Origin of the sequence: Sulfuricella sp. T08, from assembly GCF_000971475.1 — a bacterium.
Taxonomy (GTDB): Bacteria; Pseudomonadota; Gammaproteobacteria; order Burkholderiales; family Sulfuricellaceae; genus Sulfuricella.
Genome location: NZ_DF967544.1, coordinates 136,010 through 160,070, shown reverse-complemented (window position 1 = coordinate 160,070; position 24,061 = coordinate 136,010). Strand labels below are relative to the sequence as shown.

Below are 24,061 nucleotides of genomic sequence, written 5' to 3'. Positions count from 1 at the left end.
GAGAGGATTGAGGTGAGGGAAACCCGTAAAGATCAAGGAGCACAACATGCAACACATGACACCTAAACAGACGCACGAATTCCTGCAGGCCAATCCCGAAGCAGTGTTCGTCGACGTGCGCAGCGAAATGGAATACCTGTTCGTCGGCCATCCAGAGGGTTCGATGCTGATTCCATGGGTCGATGGCCCCGACTGGGGAATCGACCCTAATTTCGTCGGCCATGTGAAAAAGGCCGCCAGCGTGAACCGCCCGGTGGTGCTCATTTGCCGCTCCGGCCGGCGCTCGGTGGATGCCGGAGCGGCGCTGGAAAAAGCCGGAATCCAGGAAGTGTACAACGTGCTCCACGGCTTCGAGGGTGATCTGGACGAACATCACCACCGCAACTCCCACAATGGCTGGCGCTTCGACGGCCTGCCTTGGGCGCAAACCTGACGAAGTGCTGAGCAGCAAAAAAGTCACCTGGTTCATGGAACATTTCCGCACGGCACACGGGCAATGGCGGATCTAGCCGCCCTCCGCGGCTTTGCCTGCCCAATAAGGCGCCACCTCGAATCCGATTTATATTTTTGCCGAACAAATGCATAATGCTCCGCTTGGCTATAATAATTGCGTGACTCAGTGGAACCTGCGGAACTTCTGAAACAGAACTTGGCGATCGAACCCGATCTGCAGAACTTTATCGGCTTTGTTCTGGAAAGCGTAACCCGGCTCGGTGGCAATCCCTTTGCCGCCTCCATCGCTGCGCTCAACCTGTTGCAGAAGTTGCGCGGTGCCGGTGCCGGCACTGGCTACCCCCTGTCGGCCAGCTTGCTGCTTCAGGGCAGGCAACTGGGGGTACAGTGGGGAGAAGACCCGAAATCGCACGCCCCGCTGGCCACTCTCGCTCAACCGCCGCAAGCCGAAATCATTGAACAATTGCGCCAACATTTGCTGAATTCGACCGAGTCTGCGGACCCAGCCCTCCTGTTCCAGCGCAATGCGGAAATGACACGCCACTTCAACGAGACCCGCGCCCGTACCGAAAAAGAGCTGGAAACTCTTCAGCAAAGCCTGGCGAAACGCCAGAGCGAACTGCACGAATCCCTGCGTCAGGCTGAAACAGATCCGCTCACCGGCCTTCTCAACCGGCGCGCCTTCGATGAAAAACTTGGCCAGGCCTTCCGCCACATCATGCGGCAAAAAGTCTCGCCGCTGTCGCTGATCATGCTCGACCTTGATCATTTCAAGGACATCAACGATCACTTCGGACATCAGTTCGGCGACGCCTATCTCAGCAAGATGGCGCACACGCTGACACACGTCATCCGCGAAGATGTGGATTTCGCCTTCCGAATCGGCGGGGATGAATTTGCCATGGTCCTGTTTGCCGACTACCCCCAAGCCTGCAATAAGGCAACGCAAGTCCTGCGTTTGATGGAAACCAAGGTCAGCATCGGCATCAGCACCATCAACCCGAGCACCCCGGACAGTTTCACCGTGGAGGAATTCATCCTCCACGCCGACAATGCATTGTATGAGGCAAAAAATTCCGGGCGCGGGCGGGCCGTGGTCGACCTCTGCTCTACACCAGACAGCGGCGAGTGCCAATTCCCCTGCATGAAACTGGCAAATTCCAACCATGGCTAAGGTTTACGACAGCGCAACGGATTGCCGGTTGCTTTACAACAGCCCGGTGCAGAACGAAAGTGCGCTCATCCTGCTACGCTCGAGGCTGTCGGCAATCGCGCAGCGCCTTGGCTTTCCAGACGGAAAGCGGGAAAACATGCTGCTGGTCGCCTCGGAAATGGTCAGCAATCAGGTCAAGCATGCCAACGGACGCGGCCTGTTCCAGGTTTGGCAGCAGCCCGGGCCGATTCTTGACATCGTCGCGCTGGATTTCGGCCCGGGCATTTCCTCCCTTTCCCAGGCCCAGCAGGACGGCTACTCTTCCGTAAACACCCTGGGCAAGGGTCTGGGCAGCATCTACCGCCTCAGCGATGAATCGTTCGTGTATACCCAGCAGGAAAGCATTGCCCCGGTAAAAAAATGGAGCGGGACCGTCTTTTTGTCGCGCTTCCACCCCGGCCGCAAATCTGCCCCTCAACGGGACTTCGATTCTGGCAAGAGCCCAGCTTCAGGGCTGGAAATAGGCCTGTTTTCCCGCTCGCTGTCTGATGATCGTTATAACGGCGACCGCATTTATTTGCAGCAGACCGGCGACACCCTGCGCTGGTTGCACCTGGATGGCCTGGGTCACGGCCAGCTGGCTCATGAAGCTACCGCCAATCTCGCCGCGCACCTGTCCCACTGCGACTGCGCCGGTTCGATTCTGGCGGCCGTCGATCGCCAGCTCAAGGGCACGCGAGGCGCGGTGGCCATTACCGGCGAGCTCGGCCTGTCCGGACAGGCACTGAATATCCTCGGTGTCGGGGACATGCACGCCCACATTATGGACGGAGAGGAAATGCACAACCTGTCGTTTGCGCCCGGCGTACTGGGCAAGGAGCACCAGAAACCCGACCTGTTTCACCTCGGCTTCGGCAAGCGTTGCCTGGTGATCACCTGTACCGACGGCATCCGCCGAAACTGGGACACCTCCAACTTCCCCGGCCTGTTCCACCAGCACCCTCAGTTGATTGCCTATACGCTGGGGAATATCATGGGCAGAATCTCTGACGACCAATCGCTTTGCGTAGCCAGCATCAACTAATTAAAAATAATTAAGCATCACCTTGAACGGAGGAAAAACAATGGCACAAGAAAAATCCAGTTCCGCCAGCACCAAATTGACGGAACTGCTCAAGCTCCAGGTCGGCAGCATTTCGGAGACCATCGAAAAAGAAGGCCGCACCATTTTCGGTGGCAGCAATAATCTGCTCGGCACCGACGAGATTACCGACTTCTGCATCGAGTTTTTACAACTCCTGGTTGCCTTGCTCGAATCCAGGGATCCTCACAACGATGGCTCGCCCCAATTCCACGCACTGGAAATGTTCTTCAATAGTTTGTCGAAGCAAATCCTGGTGCGCGGCGGCCGGGTGGAAGACCTGGTGCGCTACATCCAGTTCATGCAACGCACCCTGATCGAAGCGTTGGCCCATGATAAAAAGAACATCACGGTCGACGACACGCGGGATGCCCTGCTGTTTCTCTCCAGCACCTTCAACGAACTGATCCTGGCGGTATTCCAGGCCTACCTCGATGAAAAGGAGCGCACCATCAACGCGCAGGAAGCGGAGCTGCGTGAGACCGCCACGCCCATCACCGAAATCTGGGACGGCGTGCTCACCCTGCCTATCATCGGCACGCTTGACTCCAATCGCACCATGCTGGTGATGGAGGCGCTGCTTAACCGCATCGCCAAGGAGCACGCCAGCGCCGTGGTGATGGACCTGACCGGCGTAAAGAACATCGACTCGCAGGTTTCCCATCACCTGATCCAGATGGTGCGCGCCGTACAGTTAATGGGCTCCGATGCGATTATCACTGGCATCCGCCCTGAAATCGCCCGTGCCCTGACCAGCCTGAACATCGACTTGAGCGGCGTCACCACCCGCGCCAGTCTGTCCGACGGGCTGAAGGAAGCATTCCGCCGCATGGGCATCCAGGTCAGCCACAAGGCCATTTAGGGCGCCGCCCTAATCCCGGCATGTCCATCCCTGGTCTGCACCTGACCCAGATCGGCAGCGGCGATTTTCTGCTGGAACCGTCGCGCAGCCTGAATATCTGCGATCGGGACAAACTGATCGAACGCATCGCCGCGCGCCTGCTGCAGGCGCGTGCGTCGCGCCTGTATTACGACCTTTCCGAACAGGCGATCATAGATCCGGTTTACTACGCCTGGCTCAACGCGCTGGCGGGCACCGCAATCGCAATCAACGTCAGGATGGTGTGTATCCATATGCAACCTACTGCCGCCTTTGCCTTGGCGCAGTTCATACATGAAATTCCGGCATTCGAAACCGCCCTGGACATTTCCGGCTGGCAAAGGACGACGCAATAATGGATCTCACTCAGCTATTCAAATTCATGGCTGAAAAACAGGCCTCCGACATGTACATTTCCGCCGGTGCGCCGGTGCTGATGAAAATTGAGGGCGAAACCCTGCCCCTCAACAGCCAGATACTGGATGCAGAAATAGCCAAGAAAATCGCCTACTCATTGATGACCCCGGATGAAATCAAGGCGTTTGAAGCTGAACACGAGATGAACTTCGGCTTCCTGGTGGAAAATACCGGCAAGTTCCGCATCAATGTCTTTCACCAGCGCGGCGATGTTGCCCTGGTCGCACGCTTTGTCCGCAACCAGATTCCCTCGATAGAATCGCTCGGCCTGCCGCCGATCCTGAAAGAGCTGGTGATGGAAAAACGTGGCCTGATCCTGGTGGTAGGCCAGGCAGGGTCGGGCAAATCCACCACCTTGGCGTCGATGATCGATTACCGCAACACCAACAGGACCGGGCACATCCTGCTGATCGAAGACCCCATCGAGTACCTGCATGCTTACAAGAAATCCATCGTCAACCAGCGCGAGGTGGGACTCGACACCAACTCCTACTCCACGGCCCTGCTCAACGCCGTGCGCGAAGCGCCGGACGTGCTGATGATCGGTGAGATCCGCGACCGCGACACCATGCAGCAGGCGATGATCTACGCTGAAACCGGGCACCTGATGATGTCCACCCTGCACGCCAACAACAGCTATCACACCCTGAACCGCATCATCAACCTGTTTCCCCACGAAGCGCGCAACCATCTGCTGCACGATCTCTCGATCAGCCTGAAGGCGGTGATTTCCCAGCGGCTGGTGCGGGGGGTAAACGGCAAGCGCGTGCCGGCGATGGAAATTCTGGTGAACTCGCCCTATGTTTCAGAGCTGATCAAGAGCGGGGAAACCGACAAAATCAAGGAAGCGATGGAGCAAAGCCTCACGGCCGGCTCGCAAACTTTCGAACAGGCGCTGTTCGCCCTCTACCGGGAGGGGAAAATCAGCCTGGACGAGGCACTCGCCAATGCCGACTCCCGCACCAATCTGTCCTGGCTGATCAACAACGAAAGACGGGACCCGGCGGAACCCGTCGTTACCGCAGGATCGCCGGTCGACGCGGGCACGGTGTCCAATTTCGGCGACTTCAAGTTCGACGCCGACAAATAAAACAGCTATTGCTTAACCGCAGAGGTATCGAGAAATGGAGCTCGCAAGAATGGGCGGTTTTATCCCCCAACTCGCAAAACAGAAGCATTTGAGCATTCACCTAAGCCAGACGAGCCGGAGCCAAAATCAGGATAGATGGAGCGCAACGATACCCATCGTTGTTGTGTGCGATTTTCCTGAAAGGGCTTACTCTTCGCCACAGGGGTTGAGTTGCGAAAATCAGGATATGCCGATAAATTATAAAATATGAAACAGCTCAAATTCCTCATTTTAGCTCTCGGTCTTGTCTGGACAACGGCCATCCTGGCTGGTGAGCCGCTCGGTTTCGGCTTGTTAAAAAAATACTGCCTGGGGGATATCTGTCTTGGCGAAGCGGACGCAGACCACCCTGAGCTGAAGATAGGCGAAGCATTAAGAAAAGCGGCCCGTTACAAGAAGATTCCCATCTGCAACAGTTCGGATGCCTCGGTGTATCTGCGGGATGTTAAATTCAGAAATGGCACACAAGGGGTCATCTACCTGCTTGCCGACCCGGGCAGCCCGAATGCCCAGCCCGAGAAATATTTCCGCATCAGCAGCATCACCGTGAAATTCGATCCGTTTCTTTCGGCAGAGGGCGTCAAGGAACTCCAGCAAAAGATTGCCGCCCGTTACGGCATGGAACGGTCAAGTTCGTATAGCTTCGGGGTCAAAGACGGGAAGCGGTCGATCAGCTTTACGGTTTCCCCCTGGGAATCGAGGATTGCCGTTAATGGTATAGACAACCCAGAGTTTCAGGCGCAGCCCGGATGCTCGCCCAAAATACCGAACCTGTAGCAGCCGCCAGCATCCGGCAGGCACTTAGGGATCGTGCAAAAAACCTGGCCACGGCGTCACTTTCTACCGGTTACGCAGATGAACATAGGTTGGGCTAGGCGCGGCTTTTTCCGCGTAAACCAACCTACATGATAGACGTGTCTCTGTAGCAGATGGTTTTTGACTATCCCTGCGCGAAACGCCGGTACTGGATTGCCTCGGCAATGTGTCCGCTGCTGACACCCTCGCTGTCTGCAAGGTCAGCGATGGTCCGCGCCACCTTGAGCACGCGGTGATAGGCACGGGCCGAGAGATTCAAACGCGCAATCGCCTGCTTCAGCAATCCTTCCCCAGCCGCATCGGGCCGACAGAACTGGTCGATCTCCTGCGTGGTCAACAGGGCATTGGCTTTGCCCTGCCGCGCCAGCTGCCTGCCATAGGCGGCTTCCACTCGGGCCTGAATCGCCGCACTGGGCTCGCCCGCTCCCTGGCGGGTAAGATCGCTCTCCGACAAGGCAGGGACCTCGATTTGCAAGTCGATGCGATCGAGCAACGGGCCGGAGATTTTTCCACGATAGCGTGCCACCTGGTCCGGGGTGCAGCGACATTTCCCGCCAGGGTGGCCGAGATAGCCGCAGGGGCAGGGATTCATCGCTGCCACCAGTTGAAAGCGGGCCGGGAAATCGGCTTGGCGAGCGGCGCGGGAAATGGTGATGCGCCCCGATTCAAGCGGTTCGCGCAGCGCCTCCAGCACAGGGCGCGCAAACTCCGGCAATTCGTCGAGGAACAACACCCCGTGGTGCGCCAGGGAAATCTCGCCGGGGCGTGGGTTGCCGCCGCCTCCCACCAGCGCCGGACCGGAAGCGGAATGGTGCGGCGAGCGAAAAGCCCGCTGCTTCCAGTGCTCGATTTTGAACCCTCCGTTCAGCGATTGAATCGCCGCGGATTCCAGCGCCTGGATCTCGGTCATGCCGGGCAGAATGCCGGGCAGTCTTGCTGCCAGCATGGTCTTGCCAGTGCCTGGCGGTCCCGCCATCAAAATGCTATGCCCTCCGGCGGCAGCGATCTCGAGAGCGCGCTTGGCATGGGTCTGCCCCTTCACCTCGCTGAAATCGGGATAGCTCCGCTGACTTGCCTCGGGAACCTCTTGCCATCGGGCAAGCAACTGCCGGCCAGTCAAATGAGCGCAGACTTCGAGCAGAGAACTGGCTGGATAAATTATCGCTTCTTCCACCAAGGCAGCTTCGGCGGCATTCTCGGTGGGGAGAACGAAAGCGCGCCCGTCCTGGCTGGCTTTGCAAGTCATCGCCAGCGCCCCGCGTATCGGGCGCAGTGCGCCCGTCAGGGCAAGCTCGCCGGCAAACTCGTACTGAGCCAGATCATTTAAGGGAATCTGCCCCGACGCTGCCAGGATGCCAAGCGCAATCGGCAGGTCGAAACGGCCGCTTTCCTTGGGCAAGTCGGCGGGTGCAAGATTAACGGTAATGCGGCGGGCGGGAAATTCGAACTGGGCATTGAGCAGGGCAGAGCGCACCCTGTCCTTGCTCTCCTTCACCTCGATCTCGGGCAATCCGACCAGATTGAAACTGGGCAGCCCATTCGACAGGTGCACCTCGACCGTCACCAGCGGCGCTTCCATGCCAGTCAATGCCCGGCTATAGAGAACGGCCAGTGCCATCCGCGTCAGCGGAAAATCATGCGAAATGCTGCGGGAACGAGCCTCACAGAGCCAGGTTCCCTGATTCCTCGCTAGCCTCGCCGCCGTGCCGGGCTTCGAGCTCGGCGACCTTGGCTTCCAGTGCTTCCAGTTTTTCGCGGGTCTTGAGCAGCACCGCCTGCTGCACGTCGAATTCCTCGCGCGTCACCAGATCCAGCTTGGCGAACACGCCCTGCAGCACGGCACGCAAGTTTTTTTCCAGATCCTTGGCCGGACTGTCGGCCAGCGCCTGGCCAAGTTTGCCGCTGATTTCTTCAAACATCTTTTGGCCCAACATCATGAATCACCCCTTGTATGAACTTGAATTTTCTCAGTGTACCAAAATGAGACTATCCGAACATACGCACTTTTTTGGTGCACTTAAACGCCTGGTTGACTCAAAGCGGTGCCTGGCCCACCTGCAAGCCACTCAATAAAATTATATCATCTTGAATATACTAATAATTATTATTCTGGCACGACAAATGCTAAGGTAAATCACGAGGCTTATCTCATTTCAATTGAAAGGAAAATATCATGCGTAAAATTTCTCAAGCACTGGTCTTGGCAGGTGTTGTCGCACTGCCGGCTTCCCTTCTGTTCACTCCGACCGCTAGCGCGGAGGATGCACCGGCAGCCGCTTCTCCCTTTACCGGCAATTTTGGTCTGACCACCGATTACATTTTTCGCGGCGTAACCCAAACCCAACACACGCCGGCTGTCCAGGGCGGTTTCGACTACAGCCACGCTAGCGGCCTCTACGTGGGAACCTGGCTTTCCAATGTGAGCTGGGTGAAAGAGAACGGCTTCAAGAACAACAGCAGCCTGGAAGTCGATCTGTATGGCGGCTACAAAGCCTCCGTGGGTGATTTCGGCTATGATCTTGGCGTCATCACTTACTACTACCCCGGCGACCAAGTCGCGGGTGCAACCGATCCTGATACCACTGAGGTTTATTTAAGCGGGAGCTGGAAATATGTGTCACTGAAGTACAGCCGTGCCGTATCCGACTACTTCATTGGCTGGGGTGGGCCTAGCGGTTTTGGTGTAAGCGCCAACCAGAAGACCAAGGGCAGCGATTACCTCGACCTGTCGGTGAACTATCCTGTGGCAGAGGGCTGGACTATCCTGGCTCATGCCGGCCATCAGAAAATCAAAAACTACACCGACGCCTCCTACACGGACTGGAAACTTGGCGTCAGCAAAGATATGGGTTACGGCACCGTAACTCTGGCCTACACCGATACAAACGGCAAGCTGCACGACGCTGGCGGTAACAATGTCTACATATTTGGCACCGGCACACCCAAGAATGTTGCTGACGGACGTTTAGCCCTGTCATTCCTCAAGACCTTCTAATCCCCACAGCGGGCTTGCCCGCTGCGTGAACCTCAAGGAGCCAACATGAAACTAGTAACCGCAATCATCAAGCCGTTCAAGCTCGACGAGGTGCGTGAAGCGCTGTCCGCCATAGGCGTACAGGGCATTACCGTCACTGAGGTCAAGGGCTTTGGTCGGCAAAAGGGTCACACCGAGCTGTACCGGGGTGCGGAGTATGTCGTCGATTTCCTGCCTAAAGTCAAAATCGAGGCAGCGATCAAGGAAGACATGGTCGACCAGGTGATCGAGGCCATCGAAAAATCCGCCAAGACCGGCAAAATCGGTGACGGCAAGGTTTTCGTCTTCAATCTGGAACAAGTGGTTCGCATCCGCACCGGTGAATCCGGCCCGGATGCGCTTTAAAAGGAGCAAGCCATAATGAAAAGATTGTTGAGTATGCTCGCCCTACTGGGGATGCTGGGATTCTCCGGCCTGACCCTGGCCGAGGAAGTGGCCGCTCCGGTTGACGCCAAGCCGGCTGTAACTGCACCTGAAGCTGCCGCACCTGCCGCAGAACCGGCTGTAGCCCCGGCAACGGAACCGGCGGCTGCACCCGCTCCGGTGGCACAGAAACTGGATAGCGGCAACACCGCTTGGATGCTGACCTCCACGGCGCTGGTGCTGTTCATGACCATTCCTGGTCTGGCGCTGTTCTACGGTGGTATGGTGCGCAAGAAGAACGTGCTCGCCACGCTGATGCAAAGCTTCTCGATCACCGCACTGATCACGGTAATATGGATGATCGCGGGCTACAGCATTGCCTTCCGAGATGGCGGACCGTGGCTCGGCGGCCTCGACCGACTTTTTCTTAACGGAATGGGGCTGAATGGAATGGCTGGCACTGACGGGCAGAACATCCCCGAATCCGTGTTCATGATGTTCCAGATGACCTTCGCCATCATCACCCCAGCCCTGATCACCGGCGCCTTTGCCGATCGCATGAAGTTCTCGGCGATGCTGTGGTTCATGGCTATCTGGTCGTTGGCAGTGTATGCCCCAATCGCTCACTGGGTGTGGGGCACGAGCTCCGACCCGGCGATTCAAGGCTGGCTCGTCACCAAGGGCGTGCTTGACTACGCCGGCGGCACCGTGGTGCACATCAACGCCGGTATCGCCGGCCTGGTGACAGCGATCGTCCTCGGCAAGCGCCTTGGCTACGGCCGTGAGCCGATGGCGCCGCACAACCTGGTACTGACCGTCGTCGGCGCCGCCATGCTGTGGGTAGGCTGGTTCGGCTTCAACGCCGGCTCTGCGGTGGCTGCTGACGGTCGTGCCGGCATGGCCATGGCGGTGACCCAGATCGGTGCAGCTGCTGCCGCGCTCTCCTGGATGTTCGCGGAGTGGATTGGCAAGGGTAAGCCTAGCGTGCTGGGCATCGCTTCCGGTGCAGTCGCCGGCCTGGTCGCCATCACCCCCGCATCCGGCTTCGTCGGTCCGATGGGCGCGCTGATCATCGGCCTGGTCGCTGGCGTATCATGTTTCTGGGGCGCAACCAGCCTCAAGAAAATGCTCGGCTATGATGACTCGCTCGACGCCTTCGGTGTGCACGGCGTAGGCGGCATCGTCGGCGCAATCCTGACTGGCGTATTCGCCGTCAAGGAAATCGGCGGAACCGCCGGCCTGCTGGAAGGTAACGGCGGTCAGGTTGTCACCCAGTTGCTGGGCGTCGGCGCCACGGTAGCCTACAGTCTGGTGATGACCTTCATCATTCTCAAGGTGATCGACATCGCCATCGGTCTGCGCGTCTCCGAAGAAGAAGAGCGTGAAGGACTGGACGTTGCCCTGCACGGCGAGCACGTCGAATAACGATAACTATCCTGAGTAGGATTCTGGGGTGCCTGCGGGCACCCCTTTTTTATTAGGGTCCGGAATCCACTGTCGAAGATGGCCAGCAAAAACGCCCCGAGACAGCTGGTTTTCTGATATAAAGCCCTTTTAGAACAGGTCTATGTCTCGTCCGGCCATCATCGAATACCAAGCCTGATTTACCGTTTGTTCCAGATAAGGGAAATGAATGAGGTGTTTCACCCGAATCATCGCCATAGTAGCCGTTGCCAGCCTGTTACTGTTTTCAGTACCGGCGCTCCACGCCGCGAATGCGGTTGCACTCGACAAACCCCTTACGCCAGTGACCATGCAGATTCGCTGGCTGCACCAATTCCAGTTTGCCGGCTACTACGCTGCTTTGCACAAGGGCTACTATCGAGAAAAAGGACTGGATGTCACCATCGTTGCGGGCGCTCCCGATCGTCGTCCGGTGGAAGAAGTGCTGGCAGGGCGGGCACAATATGGCGAAGCCAATAGCGAACTGCTATTCCATTACCTCAAGGGCGAACCGTTGGTGGCACTTGCAGCCATTTTTCAGCATTCGCCCTCGGTGCTGCTGACGCGCAAGGATAGCGGGATTCGGACTCCACAGGATTTGATCGGCAAACAGATCATGATGGTCGGTGGCACGGAGGATGTAGATTTTCTCGCCATGCTATCCAATGAAGGTGTGGATCCCAAAAAACTCCGGATATTGCCCAGCAGCTACGATATTAATGATCTGATCAACGGAAAAACCGATGTTTTTAATGCCTATCTCACCAATGAGCCGTACTTTCTGCGGGAGCACCATGTCGAAGGCCGTGCCATCCAGCCCATCAATTACGGCGTGGACTTTTACAGTGACATCCTGTTTACCACACAGCATGAAATTCGGCAGCACCCGGAGCAGGTTAAAGCCTTCCGCGAAGCTTCGTTACGCGGCTGGGAATACGCCATGCAGCACAAGCAGGAAATTATCGATCTGATCGAGAAACACTATCGTCCGAAAAAAAGCCGCGCCCATCTGGAATTTGAAGCGGCTGCCATGGAATCGCTGATTCAGCCCACCCTCATCCCGATTGGAAACATCAATCCCGGTCGTTTCCAGCGCATGGCCGACACCTTGGTGCAATTCAAGGTGGTTGCTGCAGGCCGCAAGCTGGACGATTTTATCTATGATCCCAATCCAAAAATTGCCTTGTCGACTTTCTGGCAGGCTGTCAGCGTGAGTGCCATCCTGTTTGTGCTGGCGGGTCTGGTCGCGTTCATCCTGTGGCGGTTCAATCAGCGCCTGGCGCGCGAGATTGCTCACAGCCGCGAGGCCGAGCATCTGTTGATACAGTCGGAGCAACACTTTCGCAGCATCATTGAAAACCTGCAGGATGTTTACTATCGTGCGGACACCCATGGCTCCTTGTTGCAAATATCGCCCTCCGCTGAGGGCATCTTTGGCTACACCCCGAAGGAGGTCATCGGCACGCAAATGGCGGACTATTTCGTGCCGCCCTATTCGGCGAATGATTTATTCAATGCGCTGAAGGAATCAGGCGGCACCTTGCACAACTATGAAATCAAGGTTTTCAACAAACAGAGGGAAGCGCGCTGGGTGTCCGTCAATACCCATTACACCTTTGCTCCGGATGGTGCAGTGACTGGTGTTGAAGGCACCATGCGCGACATCACCGAAACGCGTTCACATCAGGAAAAAATCGCCCAAATCGCCATGATGGATCAACTCACCGGTCTGCCCAACCGCCGCAGCCTGCTCGACATGCTGCAACACAGCAACGCGACCAACCAGCGGCGCGACCAGTTGGGGGCGTTACTGTTTGTCGATCTGGACGAATTCAAGCCCATTAATGATAACCATGGCCATAACGTGGGAGACCGTTTGCTGGTCGAGGTGGCACGACGCATGCAACAGCTGTTGCGTGCTGAGGATAGTGTTTCGCGCATCGGCGGGGACGAATTCATTATTTTGCTGCCGCGCCTGAGCCAGGCCCGCGCCGAGGCTGAAGCAGAAGCCCGTCTGGTCGGCGAAAAAATCTGTGCTTTACTGGCTGCACCTTTCGAGGTGGCGGGCAAGCAGTTACACATCAGCGCCAGCATCGGCATTGCCCTGTTTCCCGATCAGGATCTCGACAGCGACGAACTCATTGCCAAAGCCGATTCCGCCATGTACAAGGCCAAACACCGGGGCCGCAATCAGCTGGTGATGGCATAGTGGTACTTTTCCTGCTTATCGAGGAGCCCATGGCGCAACTCCAGACCTGTTCCTGCAAACCGAAGGGGTTGCTGTGAGCGGCCACCCGGTTGTGACCTGGACCGAAGCCGGCGAGACCCGCTCCGCCCTGTGGCGCTCGGAGAGCGGGATGGCACCGCCCACACGTGTGGTCATTGCCGATGACCGCATGACGGCCGACACCGCCTATCGTTTGGCCTGCGATGGCACTGCGCTGCTGTGGCGCGGTGATTTCCAGAATGCACGCCAGTTGCTGCAGTCGATGGCGCGGCGCGCCGACCGCAAGCCCCTCAAGACATCCGCGACGCCTGCCGAGGCATTCCATCTGCATCGCATGACTCAGGCCCAGCGCGCACGCGCGTTGGGGTTGTTGCTGCTGCCGTTAGAGGAAGACTATGGCATCCCCCTGCGACGTGCGCCCGACGTGCGGCAAGCCTGCGCGGAGGCTTACGGTCTGGGTGAAGCCCCCTCGGTGGTCTCGCTGCGCGAGTTGCTGGGACTGATCGGCGCCCACGAGTGGCGCAAGAAGGGCGTTGAGATCCCGGCGCTCGGAGATCGCATCCACCCGCACTATGGCGTATTCTCCCCAGTCCGCGGCGAGTATGTGGGGCTGGTGGCCGAGGCGCCGCTGCCCTCGCGGGCGCTGGCCTTCGATATCGGCACCGGCACCGGAGTGCTGGCTGCGGTGCTCGCTCGCCGGGGCGTCGCGCATGTCGTGGCCACCGACCAGGACCCGCGCGCGCTGGCGTGCGCCCGCGAGAATCTGGCGCGACTGGGGTTGACCGAGCAGGTAGAGGTCGTGCAGGCGGATCTCTTCCCCGAAGGACGGGCTCCGCTCGTGGTCTGCAATCCGCCGTGGGTTCCAGCGCGGGCAAACGCCCCCATCGAACACGCGGTTTATGATCCCGAGAGCCGCATGCTGCGCGGATTCATAAGCGGGCTGGCCGAACATCTGGAGCCGGGAGGGGAGGGCTGGCTGGTGCTCTCGGACTTGGCCGAGCATCTGGGCTTGCGCACGCGGGCCGAGTTGCTTGCTCTCTTCGACGGGGCGGGCTTGAAGGTCGTGGGCCGGCTGGATGCCCGGCCGACCCACCCCCGCGCTTCCGACGCCGCAGACCCGCTCCATGCTGCGCGCGCAGCGGAGGTAACGTCGCTCTGGCGTCTCGCGGTCCGCTGATCGCGAATTACAGTGCGCTTTCGATCAAGGCATGGCGCTGGGCGAAATCCGGTATTCCTGAATTTTAAATTCTTAATGATGACTGCCGATATTGTCTGGATTTTCACCCGCCTTGTCACCCCCGCAGGGAATGCCCCTTGATTAGCGACGAACTCAGCCTCGGCGGCCTGTTTCTCAGCAGCTTCCTCGCCGCCACCCTGCTGCCGGGCGGCTCCGAGGCGGTGCTGTTCGGCGTTCTCAAGTTCAATCCCGGCTTGTTGTGGCCGGCGCTGGCCTTGGCGACGCTGGGCAACACTTTGGGCGGCATGAGTTCCTACCTGCTCGGGCGCATTCTGCCTGAGCGCAAACCGACGAAATGGCTGGCTTTCGTGCATCGCTACGGCAGCCCGGCGCTGCTGTTGGCTTGGGCGCCGCTGATCGGCGATGCGCTGTGTGTTGCAGCGGGCTGGTTACGGATCAACGCCGTTTACGTCGCGCTGTTCATGGCTGTCGGCAAGCTGGCGCGCTATCTGGTGATTGCCTGGACGGCGGTGTAAAGTTCAGGCACTGGAATGGTAGGGTTGTCAGTTGCCTGCCTTCTGCTGAAGATACGCCTGCCATCCTCCAAACCCGGTGATGTCCCGTGCACCCGTTATACCGATGCCTTCGCAGATGAAGCCGTTCACCGTGCTACCATCGACTAGCTCCAGTTTGCCGATACCCAGAGGTGCGGGGATGCCGGCTACGAAGGAGCCGAATTCGCTGGCCGGCAGTTCCCAGACTTCACATTTGATGGCTGCGCCACCTTCTTCCATCCGGATCAGTCCCGGGCGCTTGCCGTCGGGGAGCGCGTAGAAGCGATAACAGGGTGCGGTACAGGTGCTTCTGATCAGGCGTCCCTTGCGGCTTGTGAGTTGCCAGTTCAGTGGCAGACCACTGAGGTGGGCGCCCACTACCGCGATTTGCACCTGGCCGGATGGCAGAGGGTTGAGCGCAGCATGTTCGGGCTGAGGCAGGCCGGTAGCGCCCAAGGGTGTTGCGGCAGCTGCCTGCATGCGCGCCGCCAAGTGGAGCAGCGGGGCATCCTGATGGGCAGGCGCCGCCAAAGTAATCCCGAAAGGCAGGCCGTCAGCCTGGAATCCGGCGGGTACGGCGGTCGCTGCATAATCCAGCAGGTTCATGAAGTTGGTGTAATAACCCAGGTTGGAATTCAGCCGAATCGGATCGGCCTGCATGGCGGCGATGGGATAGAGGGTACCGGCGGTGGGTGTGATCAGACAATCGATCGTGTCCCATACCCGGTCAGCCTTCTGCTTTAGCGCGCGCAGACGGTATTGCCCGGCGAAGGCATCAGCGGCGGAAAAGCGGCTGGCTCCAGCGATGATGTCGCGCACCGGGGGGAAAATTTGGTCTGCCTGGTTATCGAAAAAATCCTTGAGGGCAACGTAACGCTCCGCCACCCATGGCCCTTCATAGAGCAGGCGGGCGGCTTCCAGAAAAGGAGCAAAGTCGATTTCAAGCGCCTCGCCCCCCAGCGCCTGCAGCCGTGATACCGCCTCGCCGAACAGGCGTTTGGTCTCTTCGTTGCCAAAGAATTGCAGTTGCTCCGCACGTGGCACACCAAAATGGAATGCCTTCGCCCGGCCAAAATCGAAGCCATGGCCCTGCACGGAACGGGAATAAGGGTCAGCCTCATCAAAACCTGCAGCAACCGCCAGCACCTGCTCTGCATCCTCGGCTGTCAAGGCAAAAATGGAAATCGTGTCCAGCGAGCGGCAGGCCGGTAGCAGGCCACTTGAAGACAGGTAACCCAGGGTGGGCTTGTGGCCAACCAGGTTGTTGAAGGCTGCCGGCACCCGGCCGGAGCCGGCAGTGTCGGTGCCCAAGGAAAAACTTGCCTGCCCGGTGGCGACCGCTACTGCGGAACCTGAACTCGATCCACCCGAGATATAGTCCGGGTTGAAGGCGTTGCGGCAGGCACCGTAGGGCGAGCGGGTACCATTGAGGCCGGTGGCGAACTGGTCGAGATTGGTTTTGCCGAGTGGGATCGCTCCTGCGTCGATCAGGCGCTGAACAACGCTGGCGCTACGTTCCGGCAGAAAGGCGAACTCAGGGCAGGCTGCCGTGGTGGGCGCGTCGGCCAGGTCGACGTTATCCTTGATGGCGAAGGGAATGCCATACAGGGGCAGGGTCGCCATGTCCTTGCCCACCAGGGCATCGGCGTAGCGGTATAGTTCCGCCGGGGAGAGGCGATGAATCCAGATCGGGTTGTCGCTATCGTCATGCTGCGCCAGCAGGTTGTCCACCAGCTTGCGCGGGGTGAGTTCGCCATTCAGGTAGAGACGGCGCAGGGTGGTGATGTCGAGGGAAAATTTGTCCATGGCCTATTCCCCCTGAATTATCAGCAGATCCTGTCCAGCCGAGACCTGGCTGCTCTCCTTGCAGAACAGGCGCAACACCTTGCCTGCAGACGGGGCGGTGACGTTGATTTCCATTTTCATGGATTCGATGATCAGCAGGGTATCCCCTTCCCGCACGGTGTCACCTTCTGCCACTTCGATTTTCCAGATATTCCCGGCCACGTGGCTGGCCACGGCGCGGCTGTTGGGTGGCAAATCCAGTTCGCTGTCCGTGGCAGCTTCCGCGACGGTGGCATCGGAGGCGTAATCGGCCTGGCCACTGGCTTTCCAACGTTCTCGCTCGGCGTCGAAGGATGCCTGTTGCTTGTCCTTGAACGCGGTGATCTCGCTCGCATTGGCGTTCAGGAAGGCGTTGTATTCGCGCAAGCTGAACGTGGTTTCCTCGACTTTCAGTTGGAAGCGCCCGGCGACGAAATCCTCGCGCAGCTTGAGCAGTTCGCTTTCTGACACCGGAAAGAATCGAATCTGGTCGAAGAAGCGCAGTAGCCAAGGTTTTCCGTCCTTGAATTCGGCGGTCTGCTTGTAGCGGTTCCACATCTGGATGGTGCGGCCGACGAACTGGTAGCCGCCGGGGCCTTCCATGCCGTACACACACATATAGGCGCCGCCGATGCCAACCGCGTTTTCCGGCGTCCAGGTGCGCGCCGGGTTGTATTTGGTGGTCACTAAACGGTGACGTGGATCCAGCGGTGTGGCCACTGGTGCGCCCAGGTATACGTCGCCCAGGCCCATCACCAGGTAGCTGGCGTTGAACACGATGTCCTTCACCTGCTCGATGTTATCCAGACCGTTGATGCGGCGGATGAACTCGATGTTGCTCGGGCACCAGGGGGCATCCTTGCGCACCGACTGCATGTATTTTTCAATCGCCAGCCGGGTAGAAGGGTCATCCCAGGAAAGCGGCAGATGCACGATGCGGGTCGGCACCGTCATGTCTTCGATGGCAGGCAATTCGGACTCGGCAGCTTGCAGCGCAGTCATCAAGTTATTGAGCGGCAACACCCGGTTGTCGTAATGCACCTGCAAGGAGCGGATACCCGGAGTGAGGTCGAGAATGCCCGGCAGTTGTTGTTGCTGGAGCCATTCCATCAATGCATGCACGCGGAAGCGCAGGTTGAGATCGAGCACCAGCGGACCGTATTCCACCAACAGGTACTTGTCGCCGGCAGGGCGATAGGTGACGGCCACGCTCTGCTGAGACGCCGGAACGCAGTGCAACACCGGACTGGCTGAGGAATGATTAACTCCAGCAGTCAGCGCTGTTTCGTTTTCCAGCGGCTCAAGCGTGGTAATGGTGGCTTCTTGCGCCGTTTCCATCGCTTCTGCCTGCGCCAGACTGATGCGGCAGAATCGTACCGTGTTGCCGGGGCGCAACTGGCCCATCTTCCATAGTTCGGCTTGCACGATGGTGGCCGGGCAAACGAAACCGCCCAGGCTGGGTCCGTCCGGGCCGAGAATCACAGGCATGTCGCCGGTAAAATCTACCGCGCCGATGGCGTAGGCGTTGTCGTGGATGTTGGACGGATGCAGGCCGGCTTCGCCACCATCGCTGCGCGCCCACTCCGGTTTGGGTCCGATCAGCCTAACCCCGGTACGGCTGGAATTGTAATGCACTTCCCAATCCGTGGAAAAGAACATCTCGATGTCAGCGTCAGTGAAAAAATCCGGCGCGCCGTGAGGGCCATACAGCACGCCGATTTCCCAGTGGTTCGGATATTGGGGGATCAGTGCCGGGCTGATTATTTGGCCGTTTTGCGCAGGAGATGCAGAGCTCAGATGGAGCACGTCGCCTACCCTGAACGTACGGCCTGCATGGCCGCCGAACTGGCCGAGGGTAAAGGTGGATTTGCTGCCGAGGTAATCCGGCACGTCAAACCCGCCCGTTATGGCCAGATAGCTGCGGCAGCCGTTGCCCTGTATGCTGCCCAGGCGCAGCACGCTGCCGGCTTTTACCGGCACAGCCTGCCAGAAGCTAACTGGGGAACCATCCAGTTCAGCAGTCATGGGTGCACCGGTCAGGGCGATCACTGTATTCGAATTGAAGCGCAGGGTCGGTCCGGCCACAGTGAGTTCCAGACCTGCGGCCCGTTCCGGATTACCCAGCAGGCGATTGCCCAAACGAAAGGCCAAGCCATCCATCGGCCCCGATGGCGGCACTCCCACATTCCAGTAGCCGACACGTCCGGGATAATCCTGAATGCTGCTCTGCACACCCGGCTCCAGTACATCCATGGTGGCAGGCTGATAGTGGAAAGCGTTGAGGTAGCGGGTGGTCTGGCGGCCTTCGGTAAATACCTGATCACGCAGTACCTGGCGCAGGTAATCCAGATTGGTTTCAATACCGGCGATACGGGTTTCCTCGAGTGCCGCATGCATCTTTTCCAGGGCTGCTGCTCGGGTCTCGGCAGTGACGATCAGCTTGGCCACCATCGGGTCGTAGAACGGCGGGATGGCGGATCCACGCTCCACCCAGGTATCCACGCGGATGTCTGGAGGAAACTCGGCTGCCGTGAGCACGCCGCTGGAGGGCTGGAAGTTCTTGCCCGGATCTTCCGCGTACAGCCGCACCTGGATCGATGCGCCTTGAGGTGCAATGGAAAAACTGTCAAGTGGCGACAAATCACCTGATGCCTGGCGCACCATCCATTCGACCAGGTCGATGCCGGTAACCTGTTCGGTGACGCCATGCTCTACCTGTAATCGAGTGTTCACTTCGAGGAAGTAAAATTCGCCGTTGCTTGCGTCATAGACGAATTCCACCGTGCCGGCGGACTGGTAGTTCACCGCCTGACCCAGACGTACGGCAGTTTCCAGCAGCTTCTGACGTTGCGAGTCGCTGAGGCCAGGCGCAGGGGTTTCCTCGATCACTTTCTGGTTGCGGCGCTGAACCGAACAGTCACGTTCGCCCAACGCTACCACCTGGCCTTTCCCATCGCCGAAGATCTGCACTTCGATGTGGCGCGCCTCTTCTACGTATTTTTCAAGGAAGATGCCAGCGTCCTTGAAGTTGGCGCGCGCCAGGCGTTCCACTGATTGAAATGCTTCCACCAGTTCGTCCGCGCTCCAGATCAAACGCATGCCGATGCCGCCGCCACCGGCGGTACTTTTTAACATCACCGGGAAGCCGATGCGCGCCGCTTCGGCTTGGGCGTGGCCCACATCGGCCAGCAGGCCACTACCGGGCAACAGCGGCACATTGTTCTGTTGTGCCAGTTCGCGCGCCGTGTGCTTGAGGCCAAAGGCTAACATCTGCTGGGGTGTCGGGCCGATGAAGGCGATCCCGGCCTCGGCACAGGCGGCAGCAAAGTCGGCGTTTTCCGAAAGAAAGCCGTAACCGGGATGGATGGCTTGAGCACCAGTTTGCTTGGCGACTTCCAGAATCTTTTCGGCACGCAGGTAACTTTCTGCAGCAGGCGCAGGGCCAATGCACACGGCTTCATCGGCTTGCACGACATGCAACGAGTGCGCGTCGGCCTCTGAATACACCGCCACCGATTTGATACCCAGCTTTTTCAGGGTACGGATGATACGGCAGGCGATGGCGCCGCGGTTGGCGATCAGGACTTTGTTGAACATAGCTTTCCTATAGGGACGTCCCACGTTCTTGTTGCGACATCGCGGGTCGTCCCGCGATGGGTTGGTATTACTCCCACAACAAAAACCTGGCTGGTGTTGGGTTGTAGGCGTTGCAGGGGTTGTTGAGCTGGGGACAATTCGAGACCAGCATCCACAGATCCATCTCGGCGCGCAGCTCGACGTATTTGCCCGGCGCCGACACACCATCGGCAAACGTCAATTCACCGTCGGCGGTGACCGGCACGTTCATGAAAAAATTTACGTTGGGCACCAGATCACGCTTGCCCAAACCGATGTCGGCATGCTGTAGCACGGACAAGTAGTTGTCGCGGCAACTGTGCATGAACTTTTTCTGCAGAGCATAGCGAACCATGTTGCTTTCGGCGGCGCAGGCTCCACCGAGGGTGTCGTGCCGACCGCAGGTGTCGGCGACGATGGTGAGCATGGGGTTGCCATCGTCGCTGTAGAGAACCGAACCTGTAGTCAGATAGATGCCGCCCTGACGGAGCAGGGTTTGCGTCGCGCTATAGTGCTCGGCACCATCGTTACGGTTGTAGAAGATTACGTCGACGGCCTGATTGCCTGCCACATCGATGATGCGCAGCGTCTGCCCCTGCTGAATTTCCAGCAGGTAAGGTTCGCCAGCAGACAGCGTATGATCAAGCACGGCAGTAGCCGGATTCAAATTGCTTTCCTGGATACGTATGGCGGTAGCGGTCATGTCCTGTCTCCTAAACCAGGTAGAGCATGTCGGCGTTATGAATGGCGCGCGCGTTCTCTGGGCGGAAATGGCGGCAATAATCGTCCTTGCCCGCTGGGCCGGAACGCCATGCGGCCAGGCCAACCTTCTTTGCCGAATAAGTCGTCGACGGGTTAAGCGGATGCGGCGCGGTGGAGAAGGCGACTAGAACGTCCATGTCCATGCGCAGGTCGACGTAGTCACCGACTTTGGCATGATCAGGCACGAAGTTGAAGCGACCTTCCTCATCGACGCTGACCTTGGAGAAAAAATTCACCGGCGCTACCAGGTCGCGCTTGGCCAGACCATACTTGCCGATCTCGATCAGCAGGCCGTCACGGCCCGAGCGGTACATGCCGTTGCGGTGGTTCTGGTAGGAGTGATCGCCGTATTTCTCATGCAGCAGCCGACTGTCCAGCAGCAGCCCGAGTGAGTCGTGCCAGCCCAGGCTGTCGGCGGTGATGGATGCCATGGACCGGCCCATGTCGCTCATCAATACATGGCCCCGGGTGTAGTGGGCAGTGTGCTGAGCCTTGAGTGAGTCGGGCATGTTGTAGCGTTCCAGTTTTTCCCGCGCTGAATACAGCACCAGGCTCAGGTTGGCGCCATTCTCCAAGGCGGTCATACGCAGGGTCGTACCGCGCGGCAGCGAGTAAGACCAATGCCCGCCGCCGGGCACCAGTTCGGAGAACAGCACTTTGTCTTCCGCCAGATCTGGGGCGAAGCGGCGCCAGTGGGGCGGCGTGTCGACCGGGTCGGCCAGTGGCGGGTTGGATAGAGGATCAGTTATTGTCATGTCGAGTTTTTCCATGGTGGTTCCTTGGCAATCTGTCTCTTAGAACATGTAGCTATAGCGTTCCACTTCCCATTTGCTGACGGAAAGGTGGTATGTCTCCCATTCCTCGGTCTTGTAGCGGATGAACTCGTCGCGCAGCTCCTTGCCGAGCGCGCTTGCCACCAGAGGATCCGCTGCGAAGTCTGCCACTGCTTCCTGCAATGTCTGCGGCAGGAATTCGATACCGCGGGCGCGCCGCTCGTCGTCGCTGATGGCGTACAGGTTGTCTTCGTTGGGGTTGCCCGGATCCAGTTGCTCGCGAATACCCTCGAGGCCGGCAGCCAGCACCAGCGTGGCGGCGAGGTAGGGATTCACTGCGCCGTCGGCATTGCGCGATTCGCAGCGGCCACCGCCGGCAGGAACGCGTACCGAATTGGTGCGGTTGTTGGAGCCGTAGGAATTGAACACCGGCGCCCATGAGAAGTAGCTCATCGCGCCGCGCCGCACAAGTCGTTTATAGCTGTTGACGGTCGGCGCAAACACGGCGCACAAAGCGCGGCCGTGCTTGAGAATGCCGGCGATGAAGCTGTAGCCTAGCGGGGTGAGGCCGATGCCGCGCGGATCGTCCTTGGGGTCGCAAGCGAACAGGTTGCTTCCACCATCCAGGTCGTAGAGCGACATGTTGAAATGAGCGCCATTGCCGGTCTTGTCGGCAAAGGGCTTGGGCATCATGGTGGCGAGCAGGCCTTCCTCCTTGGCGTAGTGCTTGGCCATGAAGCGGAAAAAGGTGAGTCGGTCGCAGGTGGTGAGGGCGTCGGCGTAGTTGAAATCGAACTCGAATTGGCCATTGGCGTCTTCGTGGTCGAAGGAATACAGGTCCCAGCCCAGGCCGTTGATGGCGCTGGCCATCTTGTCCAGCCAGCTGAAGCTGTTGGTGAAGCCGCGCACGTCGTAGCAGGACTTGGTCAACTTGTCCTCGGCATCGGGCACCGTAAGGCTGCCGTCCTCGTTCTGCCGTAGCAGAAAGATTTCGCACTCGATGCCGAGATTCAGACCAAAGCCCATTTCCGCCGCCTTGGCTAACTGGTTCTGCAGCGCGACACGGGTGTTCAGCGCATAGGGCTTGCCCTGAAAGTGATTGTCGGCGGGTATCCAGGCGATTTTCGGCTCCCAGGGTAACTGGATGAGGCGGCTGAAATCCGGTACCGAGGTGATTTCGTCGTCGTTGGGTGCCTGGCCGAGGCCATCCAGCGCATAGCCGGTATAGCGTTCCGATCCCTTGGCCATATGCCCCAGATGGTGGATGGGCACAACCTTGGCCTTGGGCACGCCGTGAATATCCACGTAGGCGCCGATGCAGTATTTCACGCCCTTGTCGGATAATTCCTTCTGCAGGCGGGCGACTTCATCCGCCGAGTAGCTTACGGTTGTTCCCTTGATGCCGGGAACAGGCTGACCGGGGGATGGTTGTACTCCCAGATCGGACAGCTTTTTTTCCAATACGGCGATTTCTTCAGTTGAGTTCATGGCAGTTCCTTGTTGTTTGAGTCATGCGTTGGGGTTGGTGGGGGCAGTGTTCAGGCACTGTCTCCGAAATAAGAGTGGCTCAATGGTGGAGTTTCACTGATCCCATTGAGAATCAGCGCGCTGAGGTCTTCCACCAGCCAGTCGAACCAGAGCTTGCCCTTGTCGGCGCTGGCGAGGCTCGGGCTGCCGGTGACGCCATTCAGGCTAGTGCGGTTTACCGGATGAGCGAAGATGCAACCGCCGGTGCGGTCAGGGTCGTCCACCTGCGCCAGTCTGTCAGGGCGAACCACTTGCGGGGCAATGGCAAGCATCAGGGAAGTTTCGGCATCATTGGCGTGCCAGTCGTCCGCATCGGCGAAATGGAAGTGGCGCACCCGTTCGCTGATGGTGGCAGTATTCAGCACCGCTACCATCAGGTCATCGTGCTCGGCGCGCAACATCTCCAGGGCGCAACGCAGCGGTGCCGCGTTGGTTACGTGGGCATTGACGATGAACAGACGGCGGATGCCGCTGTGATAAGCCCAGTCACCGATCTGTTTGACCAGTTCGATCAAGGTGACCGGCTGCAAGGCTAGGGTCCCAGGCCAGCGCCGGCTATGCCCGAGGGAGCAGCCATAAGGCAGCGTGGGCAGCATCGGCACGCCGGTACCGGCGGATACGGCAGCACATAGGTCCTCCGCGATCACGGTATCCACGCCGCAGCCAAGGTGGGGGCCATGCTGCTCGGTGGCGCCCACCGGCAGGATGGCGGCCTGTCCAGCCTTGGCCAGCACCGCAGGAATTTCTGACCAGGTTAGCTCGGACCAGCGCAT

General features: G+C 58.8%; 21 protein-coding genes. 13 read left to right on the top strand and 8 right to left on the bottom strand.

What is annotated here, in order from left to right:
* Positions 1-46: 46 nt before the first annotated feature.
* The 7 genes from SCT_RS11785 (at position 47) to SCT_RS11755 (ending at position 5,950) form a co-directional block, all read left to right on the top strand.
* Positions 47-433, top strand: a complete 387-nt coding sequence (locus SCT_RS11785; protein ID WP_059423227.1) for a rhodanese-like domain-containing protein — start codon at positions 47-49, stop codon at positions 431-433.
* 174 nt (positions 434-607) lie between these two features.
* A complete protein-coding gene (locus tag SCT_RS11780) occupies positions 608-1,627 on the top strand; it encodes a GGDEF domain-containing protein (protein ID WP_059423224.1) in 1,020 nt (339 codons plus the stop codon).
* A complete protein-coding gene (locus SCT_RS11775; protein ID WP_059423222.1) occupies positions 1,620-2,690 on the top strand; it encodes an ATP-binding protein in 1,071 nt (356 codons plus the stop codon). The genes SCT_RS11780 and SCT_RS11775 overlap by 8 nt, the downstream gene beginning before the upstream one ends.
* Positions 2,691-2,730: 40 nt before the next feature.
* Positions 2,731-3,609, top strand: coding sequence for an STAS domain-containing protein (locus SCT_RS11770; RefSeq protein WP_059423221.1), 879 nt, complete (start codon positions 2,731-2,733; stop codon positions 3,607-3,609).
* A 20-nt stretch (positions 3,610-3,629) separates the two neighbouring features.
* Positions 3,630-3,983, top strand: a complete 354-nt coding sequence (locus tag SCT_RS11765) for a hypothetical protein (RefSeq protein WP_059423219.1) — start codon at positions 3,630-3,632, stop codon at positions 3,981-3,983.
* A complete protein-coding gene (locus tag SCT_RS11760) occupies positions 3,983-5,134 on the top strand; it encodes a PilT/PilU family type 4a pilus ATPase (RefSeq protein ID WP_059423217.1) in 1,152 nt (383 codons plus the stop codon). The genes SCT_RS11765 and SCT_RS11760 overlap by 1 nt, the downstream gene beginning before the upstream one ends.
* A gap of 246 nt (positions 5,135-5,380) precedes the next feature.
* Complete coding sequence (locus tag SCT_RS11755) at positions 5,381-5,950, top strand: hypothetical protein (protein ID WP_059423215.1); 570 nt, start codon at positions 5,381-5,383, stop codon at positions 5,948-5,950.
* A 163-nt stretch (positions 5,951-6,113) separates the two neighbouring features.
* Here SCT_RS11755 and SCT_RS11750 read toward each other — a convergent pair whose 3' ends face one another.
* Entirely contained in the window at positions 6,114-7,607 is a 1,494-nt protein-coding gene (locus SCT_RS11750; protein WP_059423213.1) for a YifB family Mg chelatase-like AAA ATPase, read from the bottom strand.
* 43 nt (positions 7,608-7,650) lie between these two features.
* Positions 7,651-7,926 (bottom strand): accessory factor UbiK family protein, encoded by a 276-nt coding sequence (locus tag SCT_RS11745; RefSeq protein ID WP_082098324.1) that lies wholly within the window; start codon positions 7,924-7,926, stop codon positions 7,651-7,653.
* Between the two features lie 236 nt (positions 7,927-8,162).
* On the opposite strand from SCT_RS11745, the gene SCT_RS11740 reads away from it, so the two are divergent.
* The 6 genes from SCT_RS11740 to SCT_RS11715 all read left to right on the top strand — a co-directional run bounded on the left by SCT_RS11740 (position 8,163) and on the right by SCT_RS11715 (position 14,769).
* The gene (locus tag SCT_RS11740) at positions 8,163-8,984 is read left to right on the top strand and encodes a TorF family putative porin (protein WP_059423211.1); all 822 of its coding nucleotides are present in this window, start codon (positions 8,163-8,165) and stop codon (positions 8,982-8,984) included.
* A gap of 45 nt (positions 8,985-9,029) precedes the next feature.
* A complete protein-coding gene (gene glnK / locus SCT_RS11735; RefSeq protein WP_009206938.1) occupies positions 9,030-9,368 on the top strand; it encodes a P-II family nitrogen regulator in 339 nt (112 codons plus the stop codon).
* A 15-nt stretch (positions 9,369-9,383) separates the two neighbouring features.
* Complete coding sequence (locus SCT_RS11730; protein ID WP_059423209.1) at positions 9,384-10,811, top strand: ammonium transporter; 1,428 nt, start codon at positions 9,384-9,386, stop codon at positions 10,809-10,811.
* Between the two features lie 208 nt (positions 10,812-11,019).
* Positions 11,020-13,038 carry an ABC transporter substrate-binding protein gene (locus tag SCT_RS11725; RefSeq protein WP_059423207.1) on the top strand — a complete coding sequence of 673 codons (2,019 nt, stop codon included), beginning with the start codon at positions 11,020-11,022 and terminating at the stop codon, positions 13,036-13,038.
* A gap of 148 nt (positions 13,039-13,186) precedes the next feature.
* On the top strand, positions 13,187-14,233 hold the full coding sequence (locus SCT_RS11720) for a class I SAM-dependent methyltransferase (protein WP_237759677.1): 1,047 nt from the start codon (positions 13,187-13,189) through the stop codon (positions 14,231-14,233).
* A 140-nt stretch (positions 14,234-14,373) separates the two neighbouring features.
* Entirely contained in the window at positions 14,374-14,769 is a 396-nt protein-coding gene (locus tag SCT_RS11715; RefSeq protein WP_059423284.1) for a YqaA family protein, read from the top strand.
* Between the two features lie 27 nt (positions 14,770-14,796).
* Here the strand turns inward: SCT_RS11715 and atzF are convergent, their stop codons facing one another.
* The 6 genes from atzF to SCT_RS11685 form a co-directional block, all read right to left on the bottom strand.
* Positions 14,797-16,593 carry an allophanate hydrolase gene (atzF, locus tag SCT_RS11710; protein WP_059423203.1) on the bottom strand — a complete coding sequence of 599 codons (1,797 nt, stop codon included), beginning with the start codon at positions 16,591-16,593 and terminating at the stop codon, positions 14,797-14,799.
* A 3-nt stretch (positions 16,594-16,596) separates the two neighbouring features.
* Positions 16,597-20,208 carry an urea carboxylase gene (gene uca / locus SCT_RS11705; protein WP_059423201.1) on the bottom strand — a complete coding sequence of 1,204 codons (3,612 nt, stop codon included), beginning with the start codon at positions 20,206-20,208 and terminating at the stop codon, positions 16,597-16,599.
* A 67-nt stretch (positions 20,209-20,275) separates the two neighbouring features.
* Positions 20,276-20,929, bottom strand: a complete 654-nt coding sequence (locus SCT_RS11700) for an urea amidolyase associated protein UAAP2 (RefSeq protein ID WP_059423199.1) — start codon at positions 20,927-20,929, stop codon at positions 20,276-20,278.
* 10 nt (positions 20,930-20,939) lie between these two features.
* Positions 20,940-21,758, bottom strand: a complete 819-nt coding sequence (locus tag SCT_RS11695; RefSeq protein WP_082098323.1) for an urea amidolyase associated protein UAAP1 — start codon at positions 21,756-21,758, stop codon at positions 20,940-20,942.
* 24 nt (positions 21,759-21,782) lie between these two features.
* On the bottom strand, positions 21,783-23,249 hold the full coding sequence (gene glnT, locus SCT_RS11690; protein ID WP_082098322.1) for a type III glutamate--ammonia ligase: 1,467 nt from the start codon (positions 23,247-23,249) through the stop codon (positions 21,783-21,785).
* Between the two features lie 50 nt (positions 23,250-23,299).
* Entirely contained in the window at positions 23,300-24,061 is a 762-nt protein-coding gene (locus SCT_RS11685) for a creatininase family protein (RefSeq protein WP_082098321.1), read from the bottom strand.